General features: G+C 47.9%; 17 protein-coding genes and 2 pseudogenes. 3 read left to right on the top strand and 16 right to left on the bottom strand.

The window, feature by feature from the left end; all coding sequences use genetic code 11:
- Positions 1-12: 12 nt before the first annotated feature.
- From MHB80_RS12335 to MHB80_RS12320, 4 genes are all read right to left on the bottom strand, one after another.
- Positions 13-1,311 (bottom strand): extracellular solute-binding protein, encoded by a 1,299-nt coding sequence (locus tag MHB80_RS12335; RefSeq protein WP_341282407.1) that lies wholly within the window; start codon positions 1,309-1,311, stop codon positions 13-15.
- A 144-nt stretch (positions 1,312-1,455) separates the two neighbouring features.
- Complete coding sequence (locus tag MHB80_RS12330) at positions 1,456-2,517, bottom strand: response regulator (RefSeq protein ID WP_341282406.1); 1,062 nt, start codon at positions 2,515-2,517, stop codon at positions 1,456-1,458.
- Positions 2,510-4,300, bottom strand: coding sequence for a sensor histidine kinase (locus MHB80_RS12325; RefSeq protein WP_341282405.1), 1,791 nt, complete (start codon positions 4,298-4,300; stop codon positions 2,510-2,512). The genes MHB80_RS12330 and MHB80_RS12325 overlap by 8 nt, the downstream gene beginning before the upstream one ends.
- 88 nt (positions 4,301-4,388) lie before the next feature.
- Positions 4,389-5,729 (bottom strand): glycoside hydrolase family 30 protein, encoded by a 1,341-nt coding sequence (locus MHB80_RS12320; RefSeq protein ID WP_341282404.1) that lies wholly within the window; start codon positions 5,727-5,729, stop codon positions 4,389-4,391.
- 130 nt (positions 5,730-5,859) lie between these two features.
- Here MHB80_RS12320 and MHB80_RS12315 point away from each other — a divergent pair, with 130 nt between their 5' ends.
- Positions 5,860-6,765: an AraC family transcriptional regulator gene (locus MHB80_RS12315; RefSeq protein WP_341282403.1), complete on the top strand. Its 906-nt coding sequence runs from the start codon at positions 5,860-5,862 to the stop codon at positions 6,763-6,765.
- Positions 6,766-7,271: 506 nt separating this feature from the next.
- Here MHB80_RS12315 and MHB80_RS12310 read toward each other — a convergent pair.
- The 3 genes from MHB80_RS12310 to MHB80_RS12300 form a co-directional block, all read right to left on the bottom strand.
- Positions 7,272-8,288, bottom strand: a complete 1,017-nt coding sequence (locus tag MHB80_RS12310) for a Gfo/Idh/MocA family oxidoreductase (protein ID WP_341282402.1) — start codon at positions 8,286-8,288, stop codon at positions 7,272-7,274.
- Positions 8,285-9,055: a TIM barrel protein gene (locus tag MHB80_RS12305; RefSeq protein ID WP_341282401.1), complete on the bottom strand. Its 771-nt coding sequence runs from the start codon at positions 9,053-9,055 to the stop codon at positions 8,285-8,287. Before MHB80_RS12305 ends, MHB80_RS12310 begins: the two co-directional genes overlap by 4 nt.
- A gap of 134 nt (positions 9,056-9,189) precedes the next feature.
- Positions 9,190-9,546, bottom strand: coding sequence for a cupin domain-containing protein (locus MHB80_RS12300; RefSeq protein WP_341282400.1), 357 nt, complete (start codon positions 9,544-9,546; stop codon positions 9,190-9,192).
- A 240-nt stretch (positions 9,547-9,786) separates the two neighbouring features.
- On the opposite strand from MHB80_RS12300, the gene MHB80_RS12295 reads away from it, so the two are divergent.
- On the top strand, positions 9,787-10,341 hold the full coding sequence (locus MHB80_RS12295) for an XRE family transcriptional regulator (RefSeq protein ID WP_056038465.1): 555 nt from the start codon (positions 9,787-9,789) through the stop codon (positions 10,339-10,341).
- A 56-nt stretch (positions 10,342-10,397) separates the two neighbouring features.
- The gene (locus MHB80_RS12290) at positions 10,398-11,372 is read left to right on the top strand and encodes an aldo/keto reductase family protein (RefSeq protein ID WP_341282399.1); all 975 of its coding nucleotides are present in this window, start codon (positions 10,398-10,400) and stop codon (positions 11,370-11,372) included.
- A 192-nt stretch (positions 11,373-11,564) separates the two neighbouring features.
- Here MHB80_RS12290 and MHB80_RS12285 read toward each other — a convergent pair whose 3' ends face one another.
- The 9 genes and pseudogenes from MHB80_RS12285 to MHB80_RS12245 all read right to left on the bottom strand — a co-directional run bounded on the left by MHB80_RS12285 (position 11,565) and on the right by MHB80_RS12245 (position 20,152).
- The gene (locus MHB80_RS12285; protein ID WP_341282398.1) at positions 11,565-12,779 is read right to left on the bottom strand and encodes an MFS transporter; all 1,215 of its coding nucleotides are present in this window, start codon (positions 12,777-12,779) and stop codon (positions 11,565-11,567) included.
- Positions 12,780-13,104: 325 nt separating this feature from the next.
- Positions 13,105-13,332 (bottom strand): annotated as a pseudogene (locus MHB80_RS12280) (sigma factor); the annotation flags it as partial.
- A 314-nt stretch (positions 13,333-13,646) separates the two neighbouring features.
- A pseudogene (locus MHB80_RS12275) lies at positions 13,647-14,192 on the bottom strand (RNA-guided endonuclease TnpB family protein); the annotation flags it as partial.
- 419 nt (positions 14,193-14,611) lie between these two features.
- Complete coding sequence (locus tag MHB80_RS12270; protein ID WP_341282397.1) at positions 14,612-15,649, bottom strand: hypothetical protein; 1,038 nt, start codon at positions 15,647-15,649, stop codon at positions 14,612-14,614.
- Positions 15,650-15,695: 46 nt separating this feature from the next.
- Positions 15,696-16,649 carry a class I SAM-dependent methyltransferase gene (locus tag MHB80_RS12265; RefSeq protein WP_341282396.1) on the bottom strand — a complete coding sequence of 318 codons (954 nt, stop codon included), beginning with the start codon at positions 16,647-16,649 and terminating at the stop codon, positions 15,696-15,698.
- Between the two features lie 5 nt (positions 16,650-16,654).
- Positions 16,655-17,503, bottom strand: coding sequence for an FkbM family methyltransferase (locus tag MHB80_RS12260; protein WP_341282395.1), 849 nt, complete (start codon positions 17,501-17,503; stop codon positions 16,655-16,657).
- A gap of 40 nt (positions 17,504-17,543) precedes the next feature.
- A complete protein-coding gene (locus tag MHB80_RS12255) occupies positions 17,544-18,356 on the bottom strand; it encodes an ABC-2 family transporter protein (protein ID WP_341282394.1) in 813 nt (270 codons plus the stop codon).
- Positions 18,357-18,360: 4 nt separating this feature from the next.
- Positions 18,361-19,170, bottom strand: a complete 810-nt coding sequence (locus tag MHB80_RS12250; RefSeq protein ID WP_341282393.1) for an ABC-2 family transporter protein — start codon at positions 19,168-19,170, stop codon at positions 18,361-18,363.
- Complete coding sequence (locus tag MHB80_RS12245; protein WP_341282392.1) at positions 19,148-20,152, bottom strand: ATP-binding cassette domain-containing protein; 1,005 nt, start codon at positions 20,150-20,152, stop codon at positions 19,148-19,150. Before MHB80_RS12245 ends, MHB80_RS12250 begins: the two co-directional genes overlap by 23 nt.
- Positions 20,153-20,158: the final 6 nt, after the last annotated feature.

The raw sequence follows: 20,158 nt of genomic DNA, 5'->3' as shown, positions 1-20,158 counted from the left end.
TTCTTTATTTAATTATTTATTAACTTTGTTAAACGATTTCCATGCCTTGTCGAGTGCCGCTATAACACCGTCCTGCGACAGTTGTCCAGCGTAGTACGATTGCAGCGCTTTGCCTGACTCATCCTTAACCGCTTGTGGGACGGAAGGATCCAAATACGATTTGCCTTCTTTAACGTAAATCATTGCATCCTCTACCCAAGGATAGGTGGTGAACGAATGATTTTTGGCAACCGGATTAAATTTAAGCTCTTCGTAAAATGCATTTGAGTCTTTGTCATCGAGCACGTAGTTAATGAAGTCCAGCGCCACTTCCTTGTTCGCACTGTTTTTCGATACAACGAGCGAAATAGATGTACTTAGGTTGATCATCGTTGCATTAGGATCATCATTGATCGGCAGTGGAGCTACGCCAAATTCCATATCTGGATTCGCTTTAAGAATCGACTCGGCGAACCATGGACCTTGAACCCACATGGCCGCTTTGCCTGATGCGAAAGCTGCGGAACCATCGTCACCGCCCAGCTCCATCGCTTTATCCGTACCGTTCTGGTTGACCAGATCGATCACCTCGAACATCGATTTCAATTCGCTGAACGAGCCTTCGTCCTTGTTCATTCTTTCCACAAAATCTTTATTTGTCGTATTCGAGATAGCGCCTACTGCCAGCGGCAGGAACAGCTGCGGAATCCATGCTTCCTTGTAGGAAAGCAGGAATGGCGCTATATTGTTTTCCTTCAGCTTCGCGATAACCGCTTTCATTTCTGTTAAAGTGGTTGGCGGCGTCAAGCTAAGGTCTTTAAAAATCTTTTTGTTATAAATGTATCCCCATGACAGCGTTTCCGTAGGAACGGCAACGATTTTACCGTCTGTTGTCGTAACGGAAGGCTTCACGCTATCGAGCAGCTTGTCTACAAAAGGCTGTCCAGACAAGTCTTCTAAGTAGCCTGCTTTGTAAAAGGAAGGAATTTCATTAATCGCATGCACGGCGAAAATGTCCGGGGCATCATTGGATGCCAGTCTTGTTTTCAAAATTTGCGGAGCCGTGTCGGCTGTCGGCATTTCTAGCTGTATTTGGACATCAATGTTTTTCTCGGCTTTTTCCTTCGCTACAAATTGCGCAATGTATTTATCGTAGCTTTCTTTGAGCCTTGGCTGAGGGATAAACATTTTGAGCTTAACCGTTTTCGCGCCGCCTTCGCCTGTCGTTTCTCCGCTATTATCGGTTGCCGTACCGCTGTTCGAGCCGCAGCCTGCCAGCAGTGTTGTAATTAATGCTGCGCTTAGCGCTGATTTCCAAAGCTTCTTTTTCATCTGTAATGACCTCCCGTAAGCTTGTTTGTTTACGCTTTCATTGTATCTGATTTATGAAAGCGTTTAATTGGACAGAATTAGACTGTTCGCTTGGACATTTTTAAACCAATTTGAATGTGGTCCGATTTGTCCAATGTGCCCGCATCAATCCTCGCTGCCTCGCCGCATTTCTCCTGGGGCAATGCCGAAATGCTTTTTAAATACACGGTAAAAATACGTGACATCTTCATAGCCTGCCATTTCTGCAACGGTTTTAATTGGCAATTTTTCATCAAGCAGCCACTCCCGCGCCTTCTCCATGCGAAGCTGCAGCATATAATCGGTCATATTGCAGCCGTATTCCTGTTTAAATGTTTTACTCAAGTACTCCTTGCTAACGAAAAAAGCGCGAGCTACCTGCTCCAGTGAAATCGGTTCGGCAAACCGCGCTTCCATATACTGCCTAACCTCGTCCAAATTAAGCCGTTTCTTGAATTTTCGCTGCTGAATCAGCTGCTCCAGCGCATCCTCATAACGGGCAGCCAGAAAAGCGGCTGCATTCGCGCTCGAGGCGAGCTCCGCCCCGTCTCTGGCACTATCTACCGCATTTGCCTCCAATGAATTAGTCAGCAGAAGCTCCTTAAGCATGAGCAGCAGCTCTTGGACGACGCGCTCCAGCAGCTGCGGCTTGCCAGCGACACTGCTCTCCATATCAATCGCCAGCTCTCCGAAAAGCTCCAGCAGACCTTCGCGGTCCAGTTCATTGAACCTAGCGCGCAGCCGCTGCTTCAGCGAGGTCAGCGACAACAGCCATTCGAGATCCAGCGTTAGCAAGCGCCGGCTCTCCTCCGCAGCCGCGAGCCCCGACGCACATTTTGAAAGTACCGCGTTCAGCTCCTTCGGATCAATCGGCTTGAGCAAATAATCTACCGCTTGGCAGCGAATCGCATGCTGCATGTATTTGAAGTCATCATAGCCGCTAATGACGACAATTTGGATATGAGGCAAACGTTCATGCAGCTCATTGAGCAGCTTGACGCCATCCATGCCGGGCATTCTCATATCGGTAATAATGACCTGCGGCATTTGCTTCTCCGCAAGCCGCAGCGCCTCTTCCCCATCCTCCGCCTCGGCCACGATCTCCATGCCATGTTCCTCCCAACGGCCGAACGTCCTTACAATATCCCGTCCCCAGCTTTCATCGTCAACCAACATAACTTTAATCATGTATTTCTCCCCCTTGCATGTCGCCAGGTATATGGATGGTTATACGCGTGCCAACCCCGACTTCACTATCTATCGTCAGTCCGTACGCTTTGCCAAAATGCATTTGCAGCCTTGAGGCTACATTGCCCAGCCCAATTCGCTCTCCATGTGTCCAAACCTCTCCATCCGCATAGCTGAGCCTTTGGCGTACTTCCCTCAGCCGCTCAGCACTCATCCCTACGCCATTATCTCTAATTGTAATAATGACGTCAGAGGATGTAGCTTGAGCTACCTTCACACCCAGCTCCCAGCCTCCAGCCTGCGAATCAAGCCCGTGCATAAACGCATTTTCCACGATGGGCTGCAGCGTCAGCTTCGGAATCCGGCTTTGCAGCAGCTGCTCGTCCACCTCTAAGCTGTACTGCAGCCGTGATTGAAAACGCTGCTGCTGAATGACCATGTAATTGTTCATATGCTCCAGCTCCTGCTTCAGCGTAGCCAGGGCATCCGGCTCGCGAATGACATAACGGAACATTTCGCTGAGCGAGCGAATCGTTTCGTAGCTTTCAGCGGGCTTTTTGGAAAACAGCATGCTGCCGATCATTTGCAGCGTGTTTTGTAAAAAATGCGGATTGATTTGCGCCTGCAGCGCCTTGAGCTCCGCTGTCTTTTTTTCCAAATTCATGCTGTATTCGCTCTTAATATGCTCTCTAATGCGATGCGACATATTATAAAACTTGGTCTCCAGCAAGCCAATTTCATCCATGCGTCCACTCAACGGCTTATCTCCCTGTTTAATAAGGCTCAGCCCTTGCATAGAGCGAGCAAGCAGCACAATCGGCCTTGCTGTGCGCCAAGCAAGCAGCACGGCAATAATAATAGCCGCCGCAACCGTTATCGCTCCAACCAATATTCCATAATGCATCGTTGCTTGTGCGCTTTGGTTAATAGCGCTCATTGGAATAATTTTGATAAGCTTCAGCTTCATCGGATCAATCGTATTGTAAAATACATATTCATCCGCCTTGCGCTCATAGCCGGGCTCTGTACCGCCCTTCACGATTTCCGCAACCTGCTCGGGCGAAAGGGCTTCGCTGCCCATTCGGTACAAAATTTCTCCGTCTGGGCCGGCAATAAGCACGGTCTGGTCTTTGGCCGGATTAAGCAGCGAGAGCGTCTGGTCGAGAATCGCCCAGCGCACCTCTAGCGTTATACCGCCGAGAATTTCGCGGTTTTCGAACCGATTGATGCTGCGTATCAGCTGAAAACGATCGCCTTCCAGGCTGTTTCTAATCATAAAATCCTTTTGCTGGTTAAACAGCTCATTGTAAGGATCAGGTATGCTTTCCAGCGTTTTAATTTGGTTCTGGGACGCATTCATCGTAAACAGCTTGCCGCTTCTTTTCAAATAGAGCTCAATGCCCGAAATATAATGATTGCCCGAATAAAACAGCGAGGCCATTGCATCCTCAATGTTGCGCTGCGCTGAAAACTGGCTCGACAACCCAGAATCCTCCTCGCTGGCAATATAATCATTCAGGTTCGGGTTAATGAGAACAGAATATAACAGACTGTTCATTTGCGAAAATTGTTCGCCGAGATAAATGCTCGTCCATTTCATATTGGACACATTCGTCCCAATAAGCTCGGCCTCCATTGACTTTCGGTTATTATCCACAGCAAGCGCAGTTACGGCTACAATTGGCAGCGCCGACACAACAACCATAATTAAAATCAGCTTATTGCGTATGCTGCGCCGAAACGGGTGCAGCATGGCACGATATATTTTAGACAGCAGCCTCATTCCTTTTCCCTCCCCACTCTTTACTTTTATAACGACAAAACAAACGCCATGCTTGAGCGCAAAGGCGTTTGTTCATTGAAATTATATTTTATGCAAGTACAATCGTGTGAAAGGATTCCGGCTCCAGCTCAAAAGCATGCTCTGCTTCGCCATCGGACAGCCTTAGCTCTCTTGTATCCGTGTAAGGATTCGTGATCACGATGACTCTCGAGCCGTCTTCACGTTTGAAAGCTATGGCATGGCCGCTCCACGGACCTTGCAGCCCAATACGCTGCGAGCCTGGTGCCACAAAATGGCTGAAATGCTTCATCACGTAATATTCCGGATTGTTTATCGCCCGCTTCGCATCCGGTTCAACTGTGATCATGGCATTTTGCTCCCAGCCCCATGTGCTGCGTCCTTTCGGCTCCAACGCCATATTCCAGTAAATATAGCTGTTCACGCCGTTGCTGAAATAATGCTGGTACAGATGGAACACATATTTGGCATACGCCCATGTGTTTTTGCCATCTCCGCATTCATTTTCCGTCTGCATATAACGCAGCTCCGGGTAGCTCTGCGACGTCCGGGCGATTGCATATTTGCCTGCCCATTGATAGCCGACGCCTTTAATATATTTATAAGCTTCAGGGTCGCTCAGTACGAGACCTGCATAAGCGTCATAATCGTTCGTTGTCCCTTTCATCAGCTCCAGCCATGGGTCGGGGGCATTAATCGTTCCGAGCCAAATTTCCGTGTCCAGCCCATGCTGCTTGAAGGCAGGTCCTAAATAATCGCGGATGAACTCCCTAAGCTGCTCGCCCGTCCATACGCAGGAAGGAAACTTTTGATCGGCAACCACTTCATTTTGCACATGGACCTGATGGATCGTAATGCCTTCCTCTTGGTAAGCCTGAACGAACTTGACGAAATACAGCGCATAGGCTTCGAGAATTTCCTTCTCCCAGCGCAGCGTTCCGTAATTATAAGCCTTCGGCGTCTTCATCCACGTCGGCGGACTCCATGGCGAAGCGAACAGCTTCAGCTCCGGATTGAGCGCCAGCGCTTCTTTTATATAAGGAATCAAATACTTGCGGTCGCGTTCAATGGAAAAATGCTCCATCGCCACATCCCCGTCCGTTTCGTTCAAGCTGTACCACTCCAGTGCGTAGTCGCTGGCTCCAATAGGCATGCGGCAAATGCTGAAGCGCTGCTCGCCTTCTGGATGGAACAGCTCGTGCATGACCGCAGCACGTTCTTCCTCCGATAAGTGGCTCAGTGCAGTGAAGCCCAGCTCATTGAAGCAGCCGCCAAAGCCCTCCACCGTTTGGTATACGCTTTCAGTTATCGCCAAGTTAGATAGAGCAGGTGAAAAGGCGCGTGATTCCGTGCTTTTCTCCGTCCAGCTCGCTGTTTGTGTGCTTGAAAACCATTTTGCCGTTTGTCCCATATCGACAACCCCTATCGTTTCATCACTTTTGCTTATTGTTTATCTTACCCTCTTAGTATAAATTAAATAGAATAAATCGCCGATTGTCCAAACAACGTGAAATTTACCCAAATCAAAGGTGGTCTGCCTAATGGATGATGAAGTGACACTCTCGCCGTGGATTCAAAATGTGCGCTTTCTGCCTGCCATCGACTGGAACATTAAGTTTTTCGGCGCACATGAACAGCGTGTAGACAAGCATTGGCAGATGCCGCTGGAATCCCATATTGGCTTTGAAATGATTTTTATTCAGGAGGGTGCGCAGGAAACGATCATTGGCGAAAGCAAATATCAGCTGGGTGCCGGCGACTTTCTGCTTATTCCCCCCGGCTTTAAGCATAAGAGCCGCTGCGTTTCGGAGGAGGGCATGGCTTATTTTTGCGCCCACTTTAATGTGGATGATCCGGCTTTTCGCCAAGAAATGATTCGTAATGGCCGCCTGCTGTTTCCCGCGGGAAGCGCTGATTCTGAGCGCCTGCTGCCTATTTTGAATCCATGGATTGCGATGCTTAGGCGGGGCGGCGGCTATACGACGGCGGATCGCTTTCGGCTGCAAGCGGATTTGTTTGAGCTGTTCGGACTATTAGTCAGTACGATCTGTTTGCCGGAGGAGGAGCTGGCAGCTATGCCACCAGCATCCGTTCAATATGCCAAAGCGATTGCCGAGGCGATCAAGGGGAACTTTGACCCGCATAAGCTTCCTGGGGAGTCGGTGGCGGAGAGCGCCTTTCGCATTGAAGAGATTATGGGCTCGCTGGGCATCAGCCCCGGCTATGGGCTTGAAGTGTTTCGCAAAGTGTATGGGCTGTCGCCACGGCAGTTTTTATCTGAGCTCAAGCTTCAGGAGGCTAAGGTGCTCATTCGCCAGCCTGAGCTGTCGCTGAAGGAAATTGGTTTGCGGCTGGGCTATTCCCAGCTGTCGCATTTCAGCAGGCAATTCAAACGCTGGACCGGCATGAGCCCGCTCCATTACCGCCAGCAGCATTTTCAGCAGTAACGGTGCCCCCGCGAAAATGCGATTAGCCTCCGTAATTGTCAGTACGGACAGGATCTCTTGTAGAACCTCTCCTTTTTGGAGGACTGGAGTTCCGCTATTTGAGCTTTTTTTGTAATTTAAGTATGTAGGCGGACAGGAAATGCCTTATCGGTCTCAATATCTCGGCAAAACAGCGATTTGGGGACCATTAGGGGCTTCTGTGTCCACGAGGCATCTCCATGACCATTTGCTAGAAGAAATAGCGGATTTCGTGTCCGCCAAAACAGGTGGTCCTTCAAAGCAAAGCGCGAAGAGCTTATCGTAATAAATAAGGCGCGAAATTTTCGCTGCTGCGAAAACCCCGCGCCTTATTTATTTCCCCTCAACTGACCACAATTCTAACTGACTACCATTATAACCAAGTTCCTATAGATGTCTTTTTGTAGCCTTTTCTGCTTTTGCAGCTGTTTCAGTTCATATGACTTTTGCAGTTGTATGCTCTACCTGCTCTAACCGCTCTAACCGTTCTACCCTAGCAGTCCTTCCTGAAAGGCAACGACCTGATTATCCTTTGCCGACTCGTATGCCCCAGCCAGCAATGAAACCGTATGCAAATTGTCAAACGCACTATTTTCGGCTTCCACGCCAGTCTCCAGCCAGACGAGCAGCTGATTGAGGCCGTCAAATATCGCCTCCTCAATCGGCAGCGCGTGCTCCCATGTCTGCACCGGCTGCGGATTCCAGTTCGGCGCTCCGCTCGGGTCGCGGCGATACAGCCCAATCGTATTGGATGAAGTGCTGAGCACGCCTTCGCTGCCAAGCACGACGAGATCATTTTTATGAAACGGACTGGAGAAGCTTTGGGTAAAATGGGCGCGCACGCCGTTGTCAAACGTCATCAGCACGGTTGCATCCGTCTCCCCTAAACAATCGACCGCCTTCGAGGAGTAGGCACTGCAATAAATGGAAGCCGCCTTGGCATCCGCAATTCGGCGCATACCATCAAACCAATGAATGGCCATGACGGATAAGGCGTGACGCTGCGTATGTACTCGCCAGCCTGCATCCTGCCGATAGAACAAGGAATCATATTGAATCGACTCCAGCTTGCCGATGGCGCCTGACTTGACCAAATCGCGAATAAAATCAAATGGATGATGCTTGCGGAAATTTTGATTAATGCACACTGGAACGTTCAGCTGCTTGGCAAGCTCTGCTATTTGCTGCGCCTCGGCAAACGTGTCGGCGAAAGGCTTTTCCAGAAAAACCGGAATGCCCGCTTCCAGCAGCGGCCGCATGATGCTTCCACGTATCGTCGAAGGCGTACAGACCACTGCGGCATCTAGCCCGCTATGCGCCAGCATTTCCGCAAGATCAGTGTATCTTCCCTCAATGCCGAACTCATCCGCCCGCTCCTGAACGGCCGCTTCGCTTGGGTCGCAAATCGCAACAACCTCTACGCGATCCTGGTGATTGGCATAGCCTCTCAAATGCAGCCGCGTGACAGCCCCTGCACCGACAAATCCAATTTTATATTTTTTCATTCCGCCACTCTCCCCATACCTGATTTCATGAATGGCAAGCATTGCTGCATGCCCATCACTATCTCACCGCCGCTTTCCTCATCCGCCGACATCCAGCCCTCGTAGCCTATACGCTGTACTTCCGTCATAATCGGCTGAAAATCAATCGAGCCCTCTCCTAAAATCCGATATTCGCCAGCCGCAAAATCCTTCATATGAAAATTATTGATGAATGGCGCAAAGCTGCGAATAACCTCCGCCACATCGGTAATGCCTGACTTCACCATATGCGCCGTATCGACCGTCAGTCCAACCCCGTCCTCCGGCCGCAGCTCGCTGAAAAAGGTATCAAAATCCGCCCGATGCATGACCGGCTGATCATAATGATGATGCAGCGACAGCTTGAGTCCGCTGCTTTGCGCTTCCTTGCCCAGCTCCGCGAACAGCCTCGCAAAGCCAGCGATAGCTTCCTTGTCTAGTCCCGTCCTTGGGACGCTGTGACAGTAGACGATCAGCTCCGTGCCCACCTGCTTCCCAAAGCGGAAAATACGGCGCAGCTCCTCCTTGCTGTCATCGCTAAGCAGCGTACCTCCCGTAATAAGCGCGGAAGCAAGGCCCGGCCGCTGTCCCCAGCGTTCTATAAACCGCTCCGGCTCCTCCACGTGGGGCATATATTGATTCCATTTAAGCTGCAAGCCTTCGTAGCCCGCCGCCTGATAGCCATGAATTAACGCTTCCTCTTCCGCTGTCCCCGCTGTTGGCCGGGAAAAAGCATACCGGATTCCCACTTGTCATCCTCCCTGCTTTCTGCTTTCTGCTTTCTGCTTTCTGCTTTCTACTTTCTACGATCTACGTCGTGCCACCTGCTTGAACAAACCTATGCTCTGCTCATACTAGGTCGCCCAACGCTCGAAAGGCTGCTCTACTCGCCCACCGTTTCCCGATCGACTGCGGAATACGCAATGATCATCCGGCACGGCTCCCAGCTCGTTACCTTGGCATGATGCAGCACATTTTGCGGAATACGCAGTGCCATGCCTGGCTTCAAATGATACATTTCATCCCCTAGCGAATGATCGCATTCGCCTGACAGCACAAAAATAATTTCCTCACAGTTCGGATGCCGATGGCGTCCATTTTCCTGACCTGCATTAATGTAAACCTGCCCAAATGTCATTTGGCCCTCAGGATCGATTTCTTGTCCATATAACCATGCTATTTTGCCCCAGCCCATATCCAGCACGTGCTGCTCCTCATTTAAATCCGCCGCTTTAACCATACTGTCCCTCCTTGTTTCATATAGCCTTCAATGTTTCAACTTCTCAATTTTTCAAGATTTCAAAACTTCTAGTCTTCTAAACTTCAACGCTTCAATGTTCCAAGCACTTAGCTCAAGGTGATTGCAGGTTTATTTTAATTCAACTAAGTTGAATTATCAACAACTTTATTGAACCGTTTTCAACTCAGTCCTTTTATGATACGATAGAGGGCAAGTATGACAAATAAAGGTGTGTGACTGATGAGCCTCGGCAAAAGAATCCGGCTGATCCGCATGGAACAGAAGCGGACGCAGGAAGAAATCGCAAAACAGTGCGGCTTTACGAAGAGCCTCCTGTCCAAAATTGAAAACGATCTATCCGCTCCTCCGGTGGCGACACTGATGAAAATTGCCGGAGCTTTAGGCGTCCGGGTGTCCGACCTGATTGAAGAGCAGAGCGCCAATGCGACCGTATTCAATTCTAGCCTGCAGTACAGCGATAAAGACAGCTGGCTACGGACAGACAGAGGGTATTCCTTCTACGCGTTTGCCAGCGAACGCAGAGACAAGCTGGTCCAGCCTTATTTGATTACGGCCCGCAAAGGCGAGGTCAAGCCGCACGGCTTCTCCCATGAGGGCGAGGAATTTATTTATATGATCAGCGGCGAGATGACATATAAGGTTGGTGCGACTGAATATTCGCTGCATCCGGGGGATACGCTTTATTTCAATTCGCTGGAGGAGCATCTCCTCTGCCCCGTATCGGACGAAGTGACGTACATGGCTATCTTTACGCAAAAATCACTGGAGCAATAACGGCGGCTGCCAAAGACAAGCATTTACTTTTTCAATGAAAACGGAGGAATCAGGGTATGAAATACAGACGCGTTGGTTCAAGCGGCATTAAAGTAAGCGAAATCGGTCTTGGAAGCTGGCTCACCTACGGCACAGCTACCGAGCAGAAAGCGGCTGACGCTTGCATTCAGCAAGCCTTTGAAAGCGGCATCAACTTCTTCGACACTTCCAATGCCTATAATCGCGGCGAAGGCGAGCGGGCGCTCGGCAGCGCCCTGCGTCCATTCGAGCGCGCAAGCTATGTGCTTTCGACGAAGGTCTTCTTCAATATGGGTGACGGCCCCAATGACGGCGGCTTATCGCGCAAGCATATTATGGAGCAGTGCGATGCCAGCTTGAAACGTCTCGGTACGGATTATATTGATATTTATTTTTGCCATCGCTATGATCAGAATGCTCCGCTGGAAGAGACGCTGCGGGCGCTGGATGATTTGACGGCACAGGGCAAAATTTTGTATTCCGCTGTCAGCGAATGGAGCGCCGCTCAAATCGCCGATGCGACCGGCATTGCGAAGCGGCTGAACCTGCGTCCGCTCATTTCCAACCAGCCAATCTACAATATGTTTGAGCGATATATCGAGCAGGAAGTCATCCCTGTCAGCGAGCGGGAAGGCATTGGCCAGATCGTCTTTTCGCCGCTGGCACAAGGCATTCTGACCGGAAAATACAGAAAAGGCCAGCAATTGCCTACAGATAGCCGCGCTGCCAATGATTCGATCAACCATGTGCTGAAAAGCTATTTAAGGGACGATGTCCTTGACTGCGTAGAACAGCTGGACGGGCTGGCTAGCCAGCTTGGCGTCTCCATTTCCCAGCTCGCGCTGGCATGGGTGCTGCGCTTGCCGGGCATCAGCTCCGCGCTAATTGGCGCGAGCCGTCCGCAGCAAATCGTCGAAAACGTCAAAGCTGTCGAGCTGGAGCTTTCAGAAGATGTCGTCCAAGAAATTGAAGGCATTTTGGAGCAAGTGAAGCATTTCGCGCCGCTTAGATAATAGCTGTAGCTACTTGTGCTAAAATCTGTATTTTGCAGGATTTCTCCAAAATAAGAACCCCTCTCCTTGATCAAGCAGCGTTCGGCTTGCCGATACTGCTACTCCTCAGGAGAGGGGCCTTTTTTATTTAGAAAGCGATGTGCTTCCTACTCTTTCTCGCCTCGTTCGTCCTATTCTGACAAGCTCGCCTGCTTAAAGGTCAGGATCAATCCCTTTTGTTTCTTTACCTAGAAAAGCAACCGCCAGCGCACCGCATACGATCGCTACAAAGAAAATAATGAACACCGTTTGAATCGATGTGCCGCCTGCCACGAGCATCCCCACCATGTAAGGGCCAATGATGCCCCCAATCCGGCCAAAGGAAGCGGCAAAGCCTGCACCCGTTGCACGAACCGCCGTCGGATATTGCTCCGGCGTGTAAGCATACATCGCTCCCCAAGCGCCAAGGTTGAAGAAAGATAGGCAAGCTCCGGCAGCAAGCAGCATGCCTTCTGTCGTCGCGCTGCCGAACCAGATGGCACTTACCGCCGTCAGCAGCAAATAGGTGACAAGCACAAATTTACGTCCCAGCTTCTCGATGAAATAGGCCGCTGTAAAATAGCCCGGAAGCTGCGCCAGTGTAATGAGCAGCACATATTGAAAGCTTTTGACCAACCCGAAGCCCTTCAGCACCATCACGGTCGGCAGCCACAGAAACATGCCGTAATACGAGAAGACGACTGTCAACCACAGCAGCCACAGCATAATGGTCGAGCGGCGATGCTTCGGTGACCATATCGCAGCCAGCCGCTGGCGCAGCGGCAAAACCTTCCCCTTTTGCGCCACATAACGCGGTGAATCCTCAATCGCTCTTCGCAGATACAGCGCATACAGCGCCGGAACCGCTCCAATAATAAATGCTGCTCTCCAGCCATAAGCCGGAATAACAAAATAAGAGACGAGCGCGGCGACAATCCAGCCGCCTGCCCAGAAGCTTTCCAGAAGCACAATCGCTCTCCCTCTATCCTTAACGGGAACCGACTCAGATACGAGTGTCGAAGCGACGGGCAGCTCGCCTCCAAGTCCAAAGCCGCCAACAAAACGCAAGAGGCACAGCACGGTAAAGGTGCCCGCCAGCGCCGACAAGCCACTCGCCGCCGAGAAAATGAGCAGCGTCCACAGCAATATCGTGCGGCGTCCGTAGCGATCCGCCAGCGCCCCTGCCGCTGCCGCGCCCACCGCCATACCGATGGAATTAATCGCAGTCAGCTGTCCGATCTGCTCGGTGCCAAGCCCCCACTCTACGCTTAGCGCAGCTACGATAAAGGACAGCATGCCAACGTCCATGGCGTCGAACATCCAGCTAAGTCCGGCGCTGAACAGCAATTTGCGTTGTTTTTTGTCTTGCAGCAATGATGCCTGTTTCATTTTGTTCTAACCCCTTATGTAAGCATGTGATTTATTTATCATCGCATCTTCTGACTTATTGGACAAGCTTCATTATTATAACCACCCCGCAGAACGTTAGCCCCCTCTCCCTTTCCGAAGCCTAGTAACTATAAGTAAAACCCTCCCACCCAAGTTTTGTTGATGTTAGCTTGGAATGGAGGATATTTGCAAGGTCATAAACAGCTTATTCACTAATTGATTAAAAACCATCAATATTAGGAACTCCACATGTGTTAAGTGTGTGTACAGACAAAAAAACCAAACCGACCAATAACAACTTCCTTCTTACGGTCATCCAATATATACCAATTGGATCATGCAAAGAAACACCCTTCCGGGTTTTTTTAAGCGATCGCAGATGCATAAGTATTTCGTTCTCAATACAACGAGCCACGAACGTCGCGAGCTTCGTACCTTTTCCAGTCTGGATGCTCTCAATGGCTTTAATCAATCCAATCGTTCCGATGGAGATTAGATCCTCTAAATCCTCCCCGGTATTGTCGAATTTTTTGACATTTTGAACACGATCCAATGTAAGTTCAAAAAAATAAACCGTTCACTGTCAGAGACAGTAATCGGTTTATTTAATCTGGAGCTACTCTTCTTTCTAAGTGGAGTTCGATACTTCGTATCCACTCAGGCAGTAATATTTCATAATATCAGCCTTCAGGACAATCTCGCCTTCGGCGCTGCTATTATCTATAACAATTAAGTGATCAATAAGCTCCAAGTGCTCAAGTGAACTACCAACCACCTAAGAGGTGGCGGCTTCTTGGTCAATAGAGCTACTGCTCCAAGTTTACCCAACAAGCTTACAGGTTAGTTCCTAACCCATAGGATGCAATATTACCTTGCTAGTTTCAGAAGGTTTTGAGCAGCATTTACGTCTCTGTCATGATGCACATGACAGGCTGGACAAGTCCATTCACGCAAGGCGAGATTCTTCACCTCTGCATTTTTGTAACCGCAACATGAGCATAGTTGACTGCTTGCGTAGTTCTTAGGTGCAATAATAATGTCTCTGCCGTACCACCCAGCCTTGTATTCAAGCATCGAACGGAACATGCTCCAAGATACTTCACTGATTGCCTTTGCAAGCTTATGATTCTGGATCATATTCTTTACTCTAAGGTCTTCCATGACAATGACTTGGTTTTCGCTAATCATCTTGGAAGATACTTTGTGCAAGAAGTCTTGACGCTGATGGCTAATCTTTTCATGCAGGCTTGCAACTTTCAGCCTAGCCTTATGACGGTTATTGCTTCCCTTCTTCTTGCGTGACAAATCTTTTTGCCATTTAGCTAATCGCTTTTCAGACTTGCGAAGGTACTTAGGATTGGAAGTTACTTCACCATCTGAAGTAATAGCGAATTCTTTCAGTCCAAGAGTCATTAATCCCAAAACAAGAAAACCGGCATTTGCCGGCTTCCTTAATCCTATTTCTTCATGTATGTCTTAAAATTAATCCTGTAACTTTACTTCGTGGTACTGTAGGATCATGATACACAATGTATACCTTGGAAAATTGATTTAAATAGGAAAAAGCGCTATCAAATTCACCCATCACAATAAATCCAGCCGCTAGGCAAAATAATGTTCGGCCTCGACGATCCTCTTGCTGATTCCAATAAATCTGCCCCTCAAATTGAAAACTGCTCATATAGTTCTTGAATCGCTGTTGAATTTCAAGGACTCTCCTATTATTAATTGTGGTCTCTAGTTATAGTTGTTAGGTGCCCTCGGATCAATGTCTGGCTCATTTCTAGCACTATTAAATGTGATTTTACCTGACTCATATTGTTGGTTCAGCTTTACAAGCTCGCAGCCTTTAACATTAAATAAAAGTGATTATTAAAATGCACTTCATTCGTATATATTTTTGTCAATAAACCAATGCACTTGTCTATTATTTCCCCAGTGAACTTTTTGGACATAATGGCTTTATTCGAATAGATCCTTACTGTCTTCCAGTCATTAATAATTTGGTCCAATAATGAGTCAAGCGTATGTTTTGCATTGATATGATCAATGTTGTACTTATAGAGAGTATTTAACCTGTATTTCTCAGAACATTTTCTATAAATAGTACTGCTTAGTGTTTCTATAATCGTTTCATTTGTTATAACGAGCTCGAAATTTTCTGCCAACAACAATATATTATTCAAACTTTCCGTTATTTCATTTTGATACCTGCACATATTTTCTACAAATTTATTGATGTTTTTTTGTGCTAGCTTCTTATTGTTCAAGATATCATGATCAGCGGGGGACACTAGTGCATATTCCCAAAAGTAGTTTGGCATTTTTACGTGTTCCGAACTCAAGCACGACAATTTAAATTCTGAAAATGGTAAAGAATATTGTCTGTATTCTGTAATATCATCAACCGTATATATTTCCTCGGTAGTAAGATTAAAGCCATAGACAAAAACAGGATGCAGTCCATGTTTTTTGTTATAGTAAAAGTCTCTCCCATGTTGATAAAATAAATCAATAAAAATGGAAATCGGATTACCACTAGAAATAGAGTTTATTATCTCATCTTGTAAAGTATCTAATGCAGGAGATTTTCTCCGAATAGAGATACCCATTTCCTCAAGTATCTTATCTCCATCCTCGAGATCCAACACTTCTAACTTGAAATATCCTCTTGTTTTTATTTTTTGTTTATCAAATCTATAAATACTAATGACATTATTCAAAATCGGCAGCTCATCTTTTTTAAAATAATTTGCAAGCGTTAATAGCAAATTGTAGTCGCAATTAAAATAAGGAAAATTATGATGAGGAAACATTTTCATCATTCCGTCGAATGGTTGAAAGGTATCTAGAGAAACAATTTCTTCCATAAAGTATTTCTCCTATACTAAAATTATTGTCGATATTAAAGCTATGTTACCTCTTAACAAGGTTCATCATACGGTATTGCCGCGTTCCAGCCTTCATCTCTTCATATTTCTTCGAGCCGGGCAATGCGATGAAATCATTGATATCTCCAATATTCGTGCTCGCGTTGGCGTTGTTCGCAATCCCTTGTGTGCCAGTACGTTGCTTTGCGTTCTCATCACACGATAGAAGGACATTCGAAGTCACATCCTGATTGCGGATTACAGACAGGCCTGCTTCCTCTAACAGCCTCACGTTCTGCGCTACCTGATCTTCCAGCATCAGCTCCGTATACAGAAATACACCGCCATATCTCATTATCCGGTACACCTCTTCATAGAAGCGTGATCGATTCGGATAGGCATGCGCGGATTCCATATTCAATACAACATCGAAACTCTCGTCTGCAAACGGTATATTCTCCGCATCGCCGACGATATAGAAAGATTCAACGAATCGGGATTTGGCACTGCAATACGCAATATTCGCCGGGCAGATGTCGAGACCGACAATAGACAGAGGCTTGAAATATTTATGCAAAGCTGCTATGTTCCCTCCCCTGCCGCATCCGATGTCGATAACCTGCTGCTCCCGAATCGCCGTCCTGCCCACTGCCTCGAGCAGCAGCTTGACTGAATTTCTATTCCATACATCGTCGGGCTCGATCACCGCATGTTGCTCATTCCCGTACGAGACGTAACCATAGTTTAAAAAGGTTGCGAATCGGCCTATACCGGAAAGCGCAAGGGAGTTCGAAATCTCGCTATAATCTCGAATTTCGCCCTCTTTACGATTCCAATCGGAAGGGTGGACAAACTGCTCACACCGGTCGAGCATCGATACATAACGATTATCGATCGTATATGCCGCATCGCAGTTGCGGCATTGCAGCAATGCATCCGACTGGGCCAGCTCGCCCTTGCAGCTGGAGCATACCAACCTTGCATGCAGATGCTGTAACATGACTATCACCCAGCTGACGTATGCATTTGATTCAACGCGTACACATTGTAGTAATTTGGGATATTCAAATCTTCGTAGTAATCGATCACGGCATGGAAGCCGTTGGTTCGGAAGATGTTCTCGAGCCTGCTGATCTGCTCTCCGTCCAGTCCGTGTACCTCCATTACAATTTGCTTGATTTTGCCCCAATCTTCCGGATGGATGCCTTCCAGCACCTCGAACTCACTTTTCTCCACGTCGATTTTGAGCAGATCAATTTGGTTCAGATCGTAATAGCGGATCATTTCGGAGATCGTAGTTAGCTTGCATCGATAGATTTGTTCATTCAGAAGCTTCGGCGACATAAGATGATCGACAAAGCGGTTTAGCATTCGCGGGTCAGCGAAATTATCTTCGTAATGGTTGATTAACCCGTATCGGAGATCTTGATCGTGGTTCTCCCGGTATTTGATCTGGACAGAGTCCGTGGACATCGTAGGAAAATAGGCAAACTCCGCTTCCTTGATCTCATTGGAAAGCCCGACGTTAACCGTCGTTACGCGAGGCAGCGAGCTCGTATTCATCTTCAAGAGCTTAAACGTCGGAGGCAGTGGCTCAAAGGCATATACCCTGCAGTCGCTCTTGCTGCTGACATATAGGCTGAACATGCCGATATTAGCACCGACGTCCATGACCGTGCCATTATCCGGGAGCGTAATACCGTGCTTGAAATACATCTCCTTGTGGAAAATCTCGTTGTAGAGAAACTCGGTCTCGCCTTCGTTGTTTTGATAGATTTCAATCCCGTTGTGCAGCCGTTTCTTTGTAATGGCCTCTGTCTGCAACGGATGGCGCTCATGCTCCGTCCTGCTCATTCGATTCACCTTCTCAACAATTTGTTTATAGGGCATTTCTCTAACCGCTGGCGCTTTCATAACGTTTGACGGCCAGCTTCCAGAACAGCCTGACCACTAGAAGCGATATAACGGGAGCTGCAAAAATCCATATCCCAAGGAACAAGTCCAAGCGATCGATCAAATAAACCGACGGCATGTTGGTGATGAACAAGATCGGCACGACATACAGCCCTATTCTCCGCAGCCATTTGGGGTATATATACATCGGCATATTGTTTAAGTCCCAACATTTGTCGAGTATTTCGAAGATCGAACCGGACTTCACCGTCCAGAAGGCAAGAATTTGCGGAAGTAGAAGCACCGAATAGGTCACGATCGTGCTACTCAAGATCACGCCGATATATCCGGCCAAGTGAATCAAGCTTGGCTCGATGTCAAGACGCCGCCAGGCCAGTACGATCATCGTGATCCCTGCGATCAGGTTCGGGATCGGAAACGCGAAGTTAACGTGCCGGAATGAAATCATGAACTGCAGCGATAGCGGCTTAGTCATATACAAGTCCAGCGTCCCGTTGCGGATATGGCCGGCGAATCTATAAAAGTTATCCATAAACAGTCCTGTATAGATTGCGATCATAATCGTATAGGTCCCAGTGAAGATCAACATCTGGTCAGGAGAAATTCCATTGATTTCGATCCCGAGCTGGAAAACGAACAAGATATAGATCAGCTTGGAAAACAGAAATACGGTCTCCATGATCAAACCGGAGTAAAAATTCGCTTTGTATTCCATGTAACCGACCAAGCTATTCTTTGCGAAAATAAAGAACATACGTATATGCTTCCGAATCTCCGTCAAGCTGATACTCACAGAACTAACCTCCAACGGCTACATATTTCCTCATCCCGGAATCCCACGACAACTTGGAGATTATCATAAGCACAATTACCCAGACCGCCTGTAAGAGGAGCCCACGCACGATTTCATGAATCGTCAAGCTCCCATTGATGATGTTAACCGGGAAGAATACGACATATTGAAACGGTAAATAGCTGGAGATTCTAGCAAACGTATCTCCGAAAATATTAAGCGGAAAGATGGCGCCACTGAGCAGATAGACGCCTTGGTTGAACGCGATATAAACGCCCCAAACCTCAGTAATGATGAACGCAAGAGCACTAATCGAATAAAAAAGCAGGAAGTTGATGAGCAGTCCGAACAGAATGCTGACCAAGAACATAACGATCTGCACCCCTCTAAGCTGAAACTCCCAAATCTGAGTAAAAACAATCATCAGTATGACGAATAAGACAAGGACGACCCCGGTCTGAACCGTTTTCCCACCGAAAAAATTGCATATCCGATAGCTGAAATAATGAATGGGCTGAGCGATAAACTTGCTCAGGCCACCCGTCTTGATATCATTCGCGATTTCCCCTTCGAAGCCGGCAGAAACCAGCTTGGAGACTACGCCGGACAACACGGAATAAATGATTATCTGCGAATAAGAATAGCCGTTAATGATCTCCTGCGGCGAACTGCGAAACACGGCCGTCCAGAGGAAGCATTGGACGAGAATGATGAAGCCGCCGCTGATGATACTCATCAGGAAATCGGTCCGATATTCCATCGCATTCTGAAGCGCAAGGATGTACGTCCTTTTATACTTCTGCAAGGCTTTCATGTCTGACCCCATCTTTCTGATACAAACTTTCGATGCCTCGCTCGACAGGTATATCTTCAATTGTGAAATCGAGGATCGGGAACCGGTCCAGCATCATCTTGGAAAGCCGCTGGAGGTCATGCTTATCGATCTCCATGACGGCATTCATTCCGTCATGTTGCATGATAGCGCCATAATCGCTTAGTGCTTGCCTCGGCACTTCGTCCGTAAATTGCAGCTTGATGATCTTTTTTGCATGAAACAGCTCGTTCACACGCCGAAGATCGCCGTCGTATACGATCTTCCCTTGATTGATGATGACCGTTCGTTTGCATAGATCCTCAATATCCGCCATGTAGTGGCTTGTCAGAATGACCGTTGCTTTCGTCTGCTGGTTATAATTTTTCAGGAACTCCCGAATGCGCTTCTGCGAAATCAGATCGAGTCCGATTGTAGGCTCATCCAGGAAAATCACCTTGGGCCGGTGAATGAGCGACGCAATTAGCTCCATCTTCATCCGTTCCCCCAGCGAAAGCCTCCGCACCTGAATGTTGAGCAGGTCTTTTACGTCAAGCATCTCCGTAAGCTCATCCAGGACAAGGTTGTAGGGCTTATCCTCGACCTCATAGATGCATTTGTTCAGGTACAACGATTCGTTTGCCGGTAAATCCCACCACAACTGCGATTTCTGCCCCATCACGATCGAGAACTGCATCTTGAATTCTTTCTTTCGTTCCCAAGGGACATAGCCTAATACATTCGCCTTCCCGCTTGTCGGATACAAGATGCCGGACAGCATCTTAAGCGTAGTCGTTTTGCCGGAACCGTTCGGACCTAAGAATCCGACCATCTCGCCTTGCTCGATTACAAGTGATATTTCGCTAACCGCTTCTTTGATCAGTGATTTCCGCTTCACTAAATTTTTCAGCGATTTTTTAAACCCCAATTCTTTTTCGTAGTAATTGAAGCTTTTGGATAAGCGTTCCACTTGGATAATGCTCACTGGTGC

Origin of the sequence: Paenibacillus sp. FSL H8-0537, from assembly GCF_038051995.1 — a bacterium.
In the GTDB taxonomy this organism is placed as follows: Bacteria; Bacillota; Bacilli; order Paenibacillales; family Paenibacillaceae; genus Pristimantibacillus.
Note: the sequence above shows the minus strand (reverse complement) of the source record. Positions and strands in the feature narration are given on the sequence as shown.

Excerpts from the sequence above, each read along its gene's own strand:
- MHB80_RS12260 (WP_341282395.1), bottom strand. The coding sequence starts at position 17,503 with ATGAGCAGGACGGAGCATGAGCGCCATCCGTTGCAGACAGAGGCCATT.
- MHB80_RS12325 (WP_341282405.1), bottom strand. The coding sequence starts at position 4,300 with ATGAGGCTGCTGTCTAAAATATATCGTGCCATGCTGCACCCGTTTCGG.
- MHB80_RS12265 (WP_341282396.1), bottom strand. The coding sequence starts at position 16,649 with ATGTTACAGCATCTGCATGCAAGGTTGGTATGCTCCAGCTGCAAGGGC.
- MHB80_RS12295 (WP_056038465.1), top strand. The coding sequence starts at position 9,787 with ATGAGCCTCGGCAAAAGAATCCGGCTGATCCGCATGGAACAGAAGCGG.
- MHB80_RS12320 (WP_341282404.1), bottom strand. The coding sequence starts at position 5,729 with ATGGGACAAACGGCAAAATGGTTTTCAAGCACACAAACAGCGAGCTGG.
- MHB80_RS12330 (WP_341282406.1), bottom strand. The coding sequence starts at position 2,517 with ATGATTAAAGTTATGTTGGTTGACGATGAAAGCTGGGGACGGGATATT.
- MHB80_RS12310 (WP_341282402.1), bottom strand. The coding sequence starts at position 8,288 with ATGAAAAAATATAAAATTGGATTTGTCGGTGCAGGGGCTGTCACGCGG.
- MHB80_RS12335 (WP_341282407.1), bottom strand. The coding sequence starts at position 1,311 with ATGAAAAAGAAGCTTTGGAAATCAGCGCTAAGCGCAGCATTAATTACA.
- MHB80_RS12300 (WP_341282400.1), bottom strand. The coding sequence starts at position 9,546 with ATGGTTAAAGCGGCGGATTTAAATGAGGAGCAGCACGTGCTGGATATG.
- MHB80_RS12290 (WP_341282399.1), top strand. The coding sequence starts at position 10,398 with ATGAAATACAGACGCGTTGGTTCAAGCGGCATTAAAGTAAGCGAAATC.
- MHB80_RS12315 (WP_341282403.1), top strand. The coding sequence starts at position 5,860 with ATGGATGATGAAGTGACACTCTCGCCGTGGATTCAAAATGTGCGCTTT.
- MHB80_RS12285 (WP_341282398.1), bottom strand. The coding sequence starts at position 12,779 with ATGAAACAGGCATCATTGCTGCAAGACAAAAAACAACGCAAATTGCTG.
- MHB80_RS12250 (WP_341282393.1), bottom strand. The coding sequence starts at position 19,170 with ATGAAAGCCTTGCAGAAGTATAAAAGGACGTACATCCTTGCGCTTCAG.
- MHB80_RS12270 (WP_341282397.1), bottom strand. The coding sequence starts at position 15,649 with ATGGAAGAAATTGTTTCTCTAGATACCTTTCAACCATTCGACGGAATG.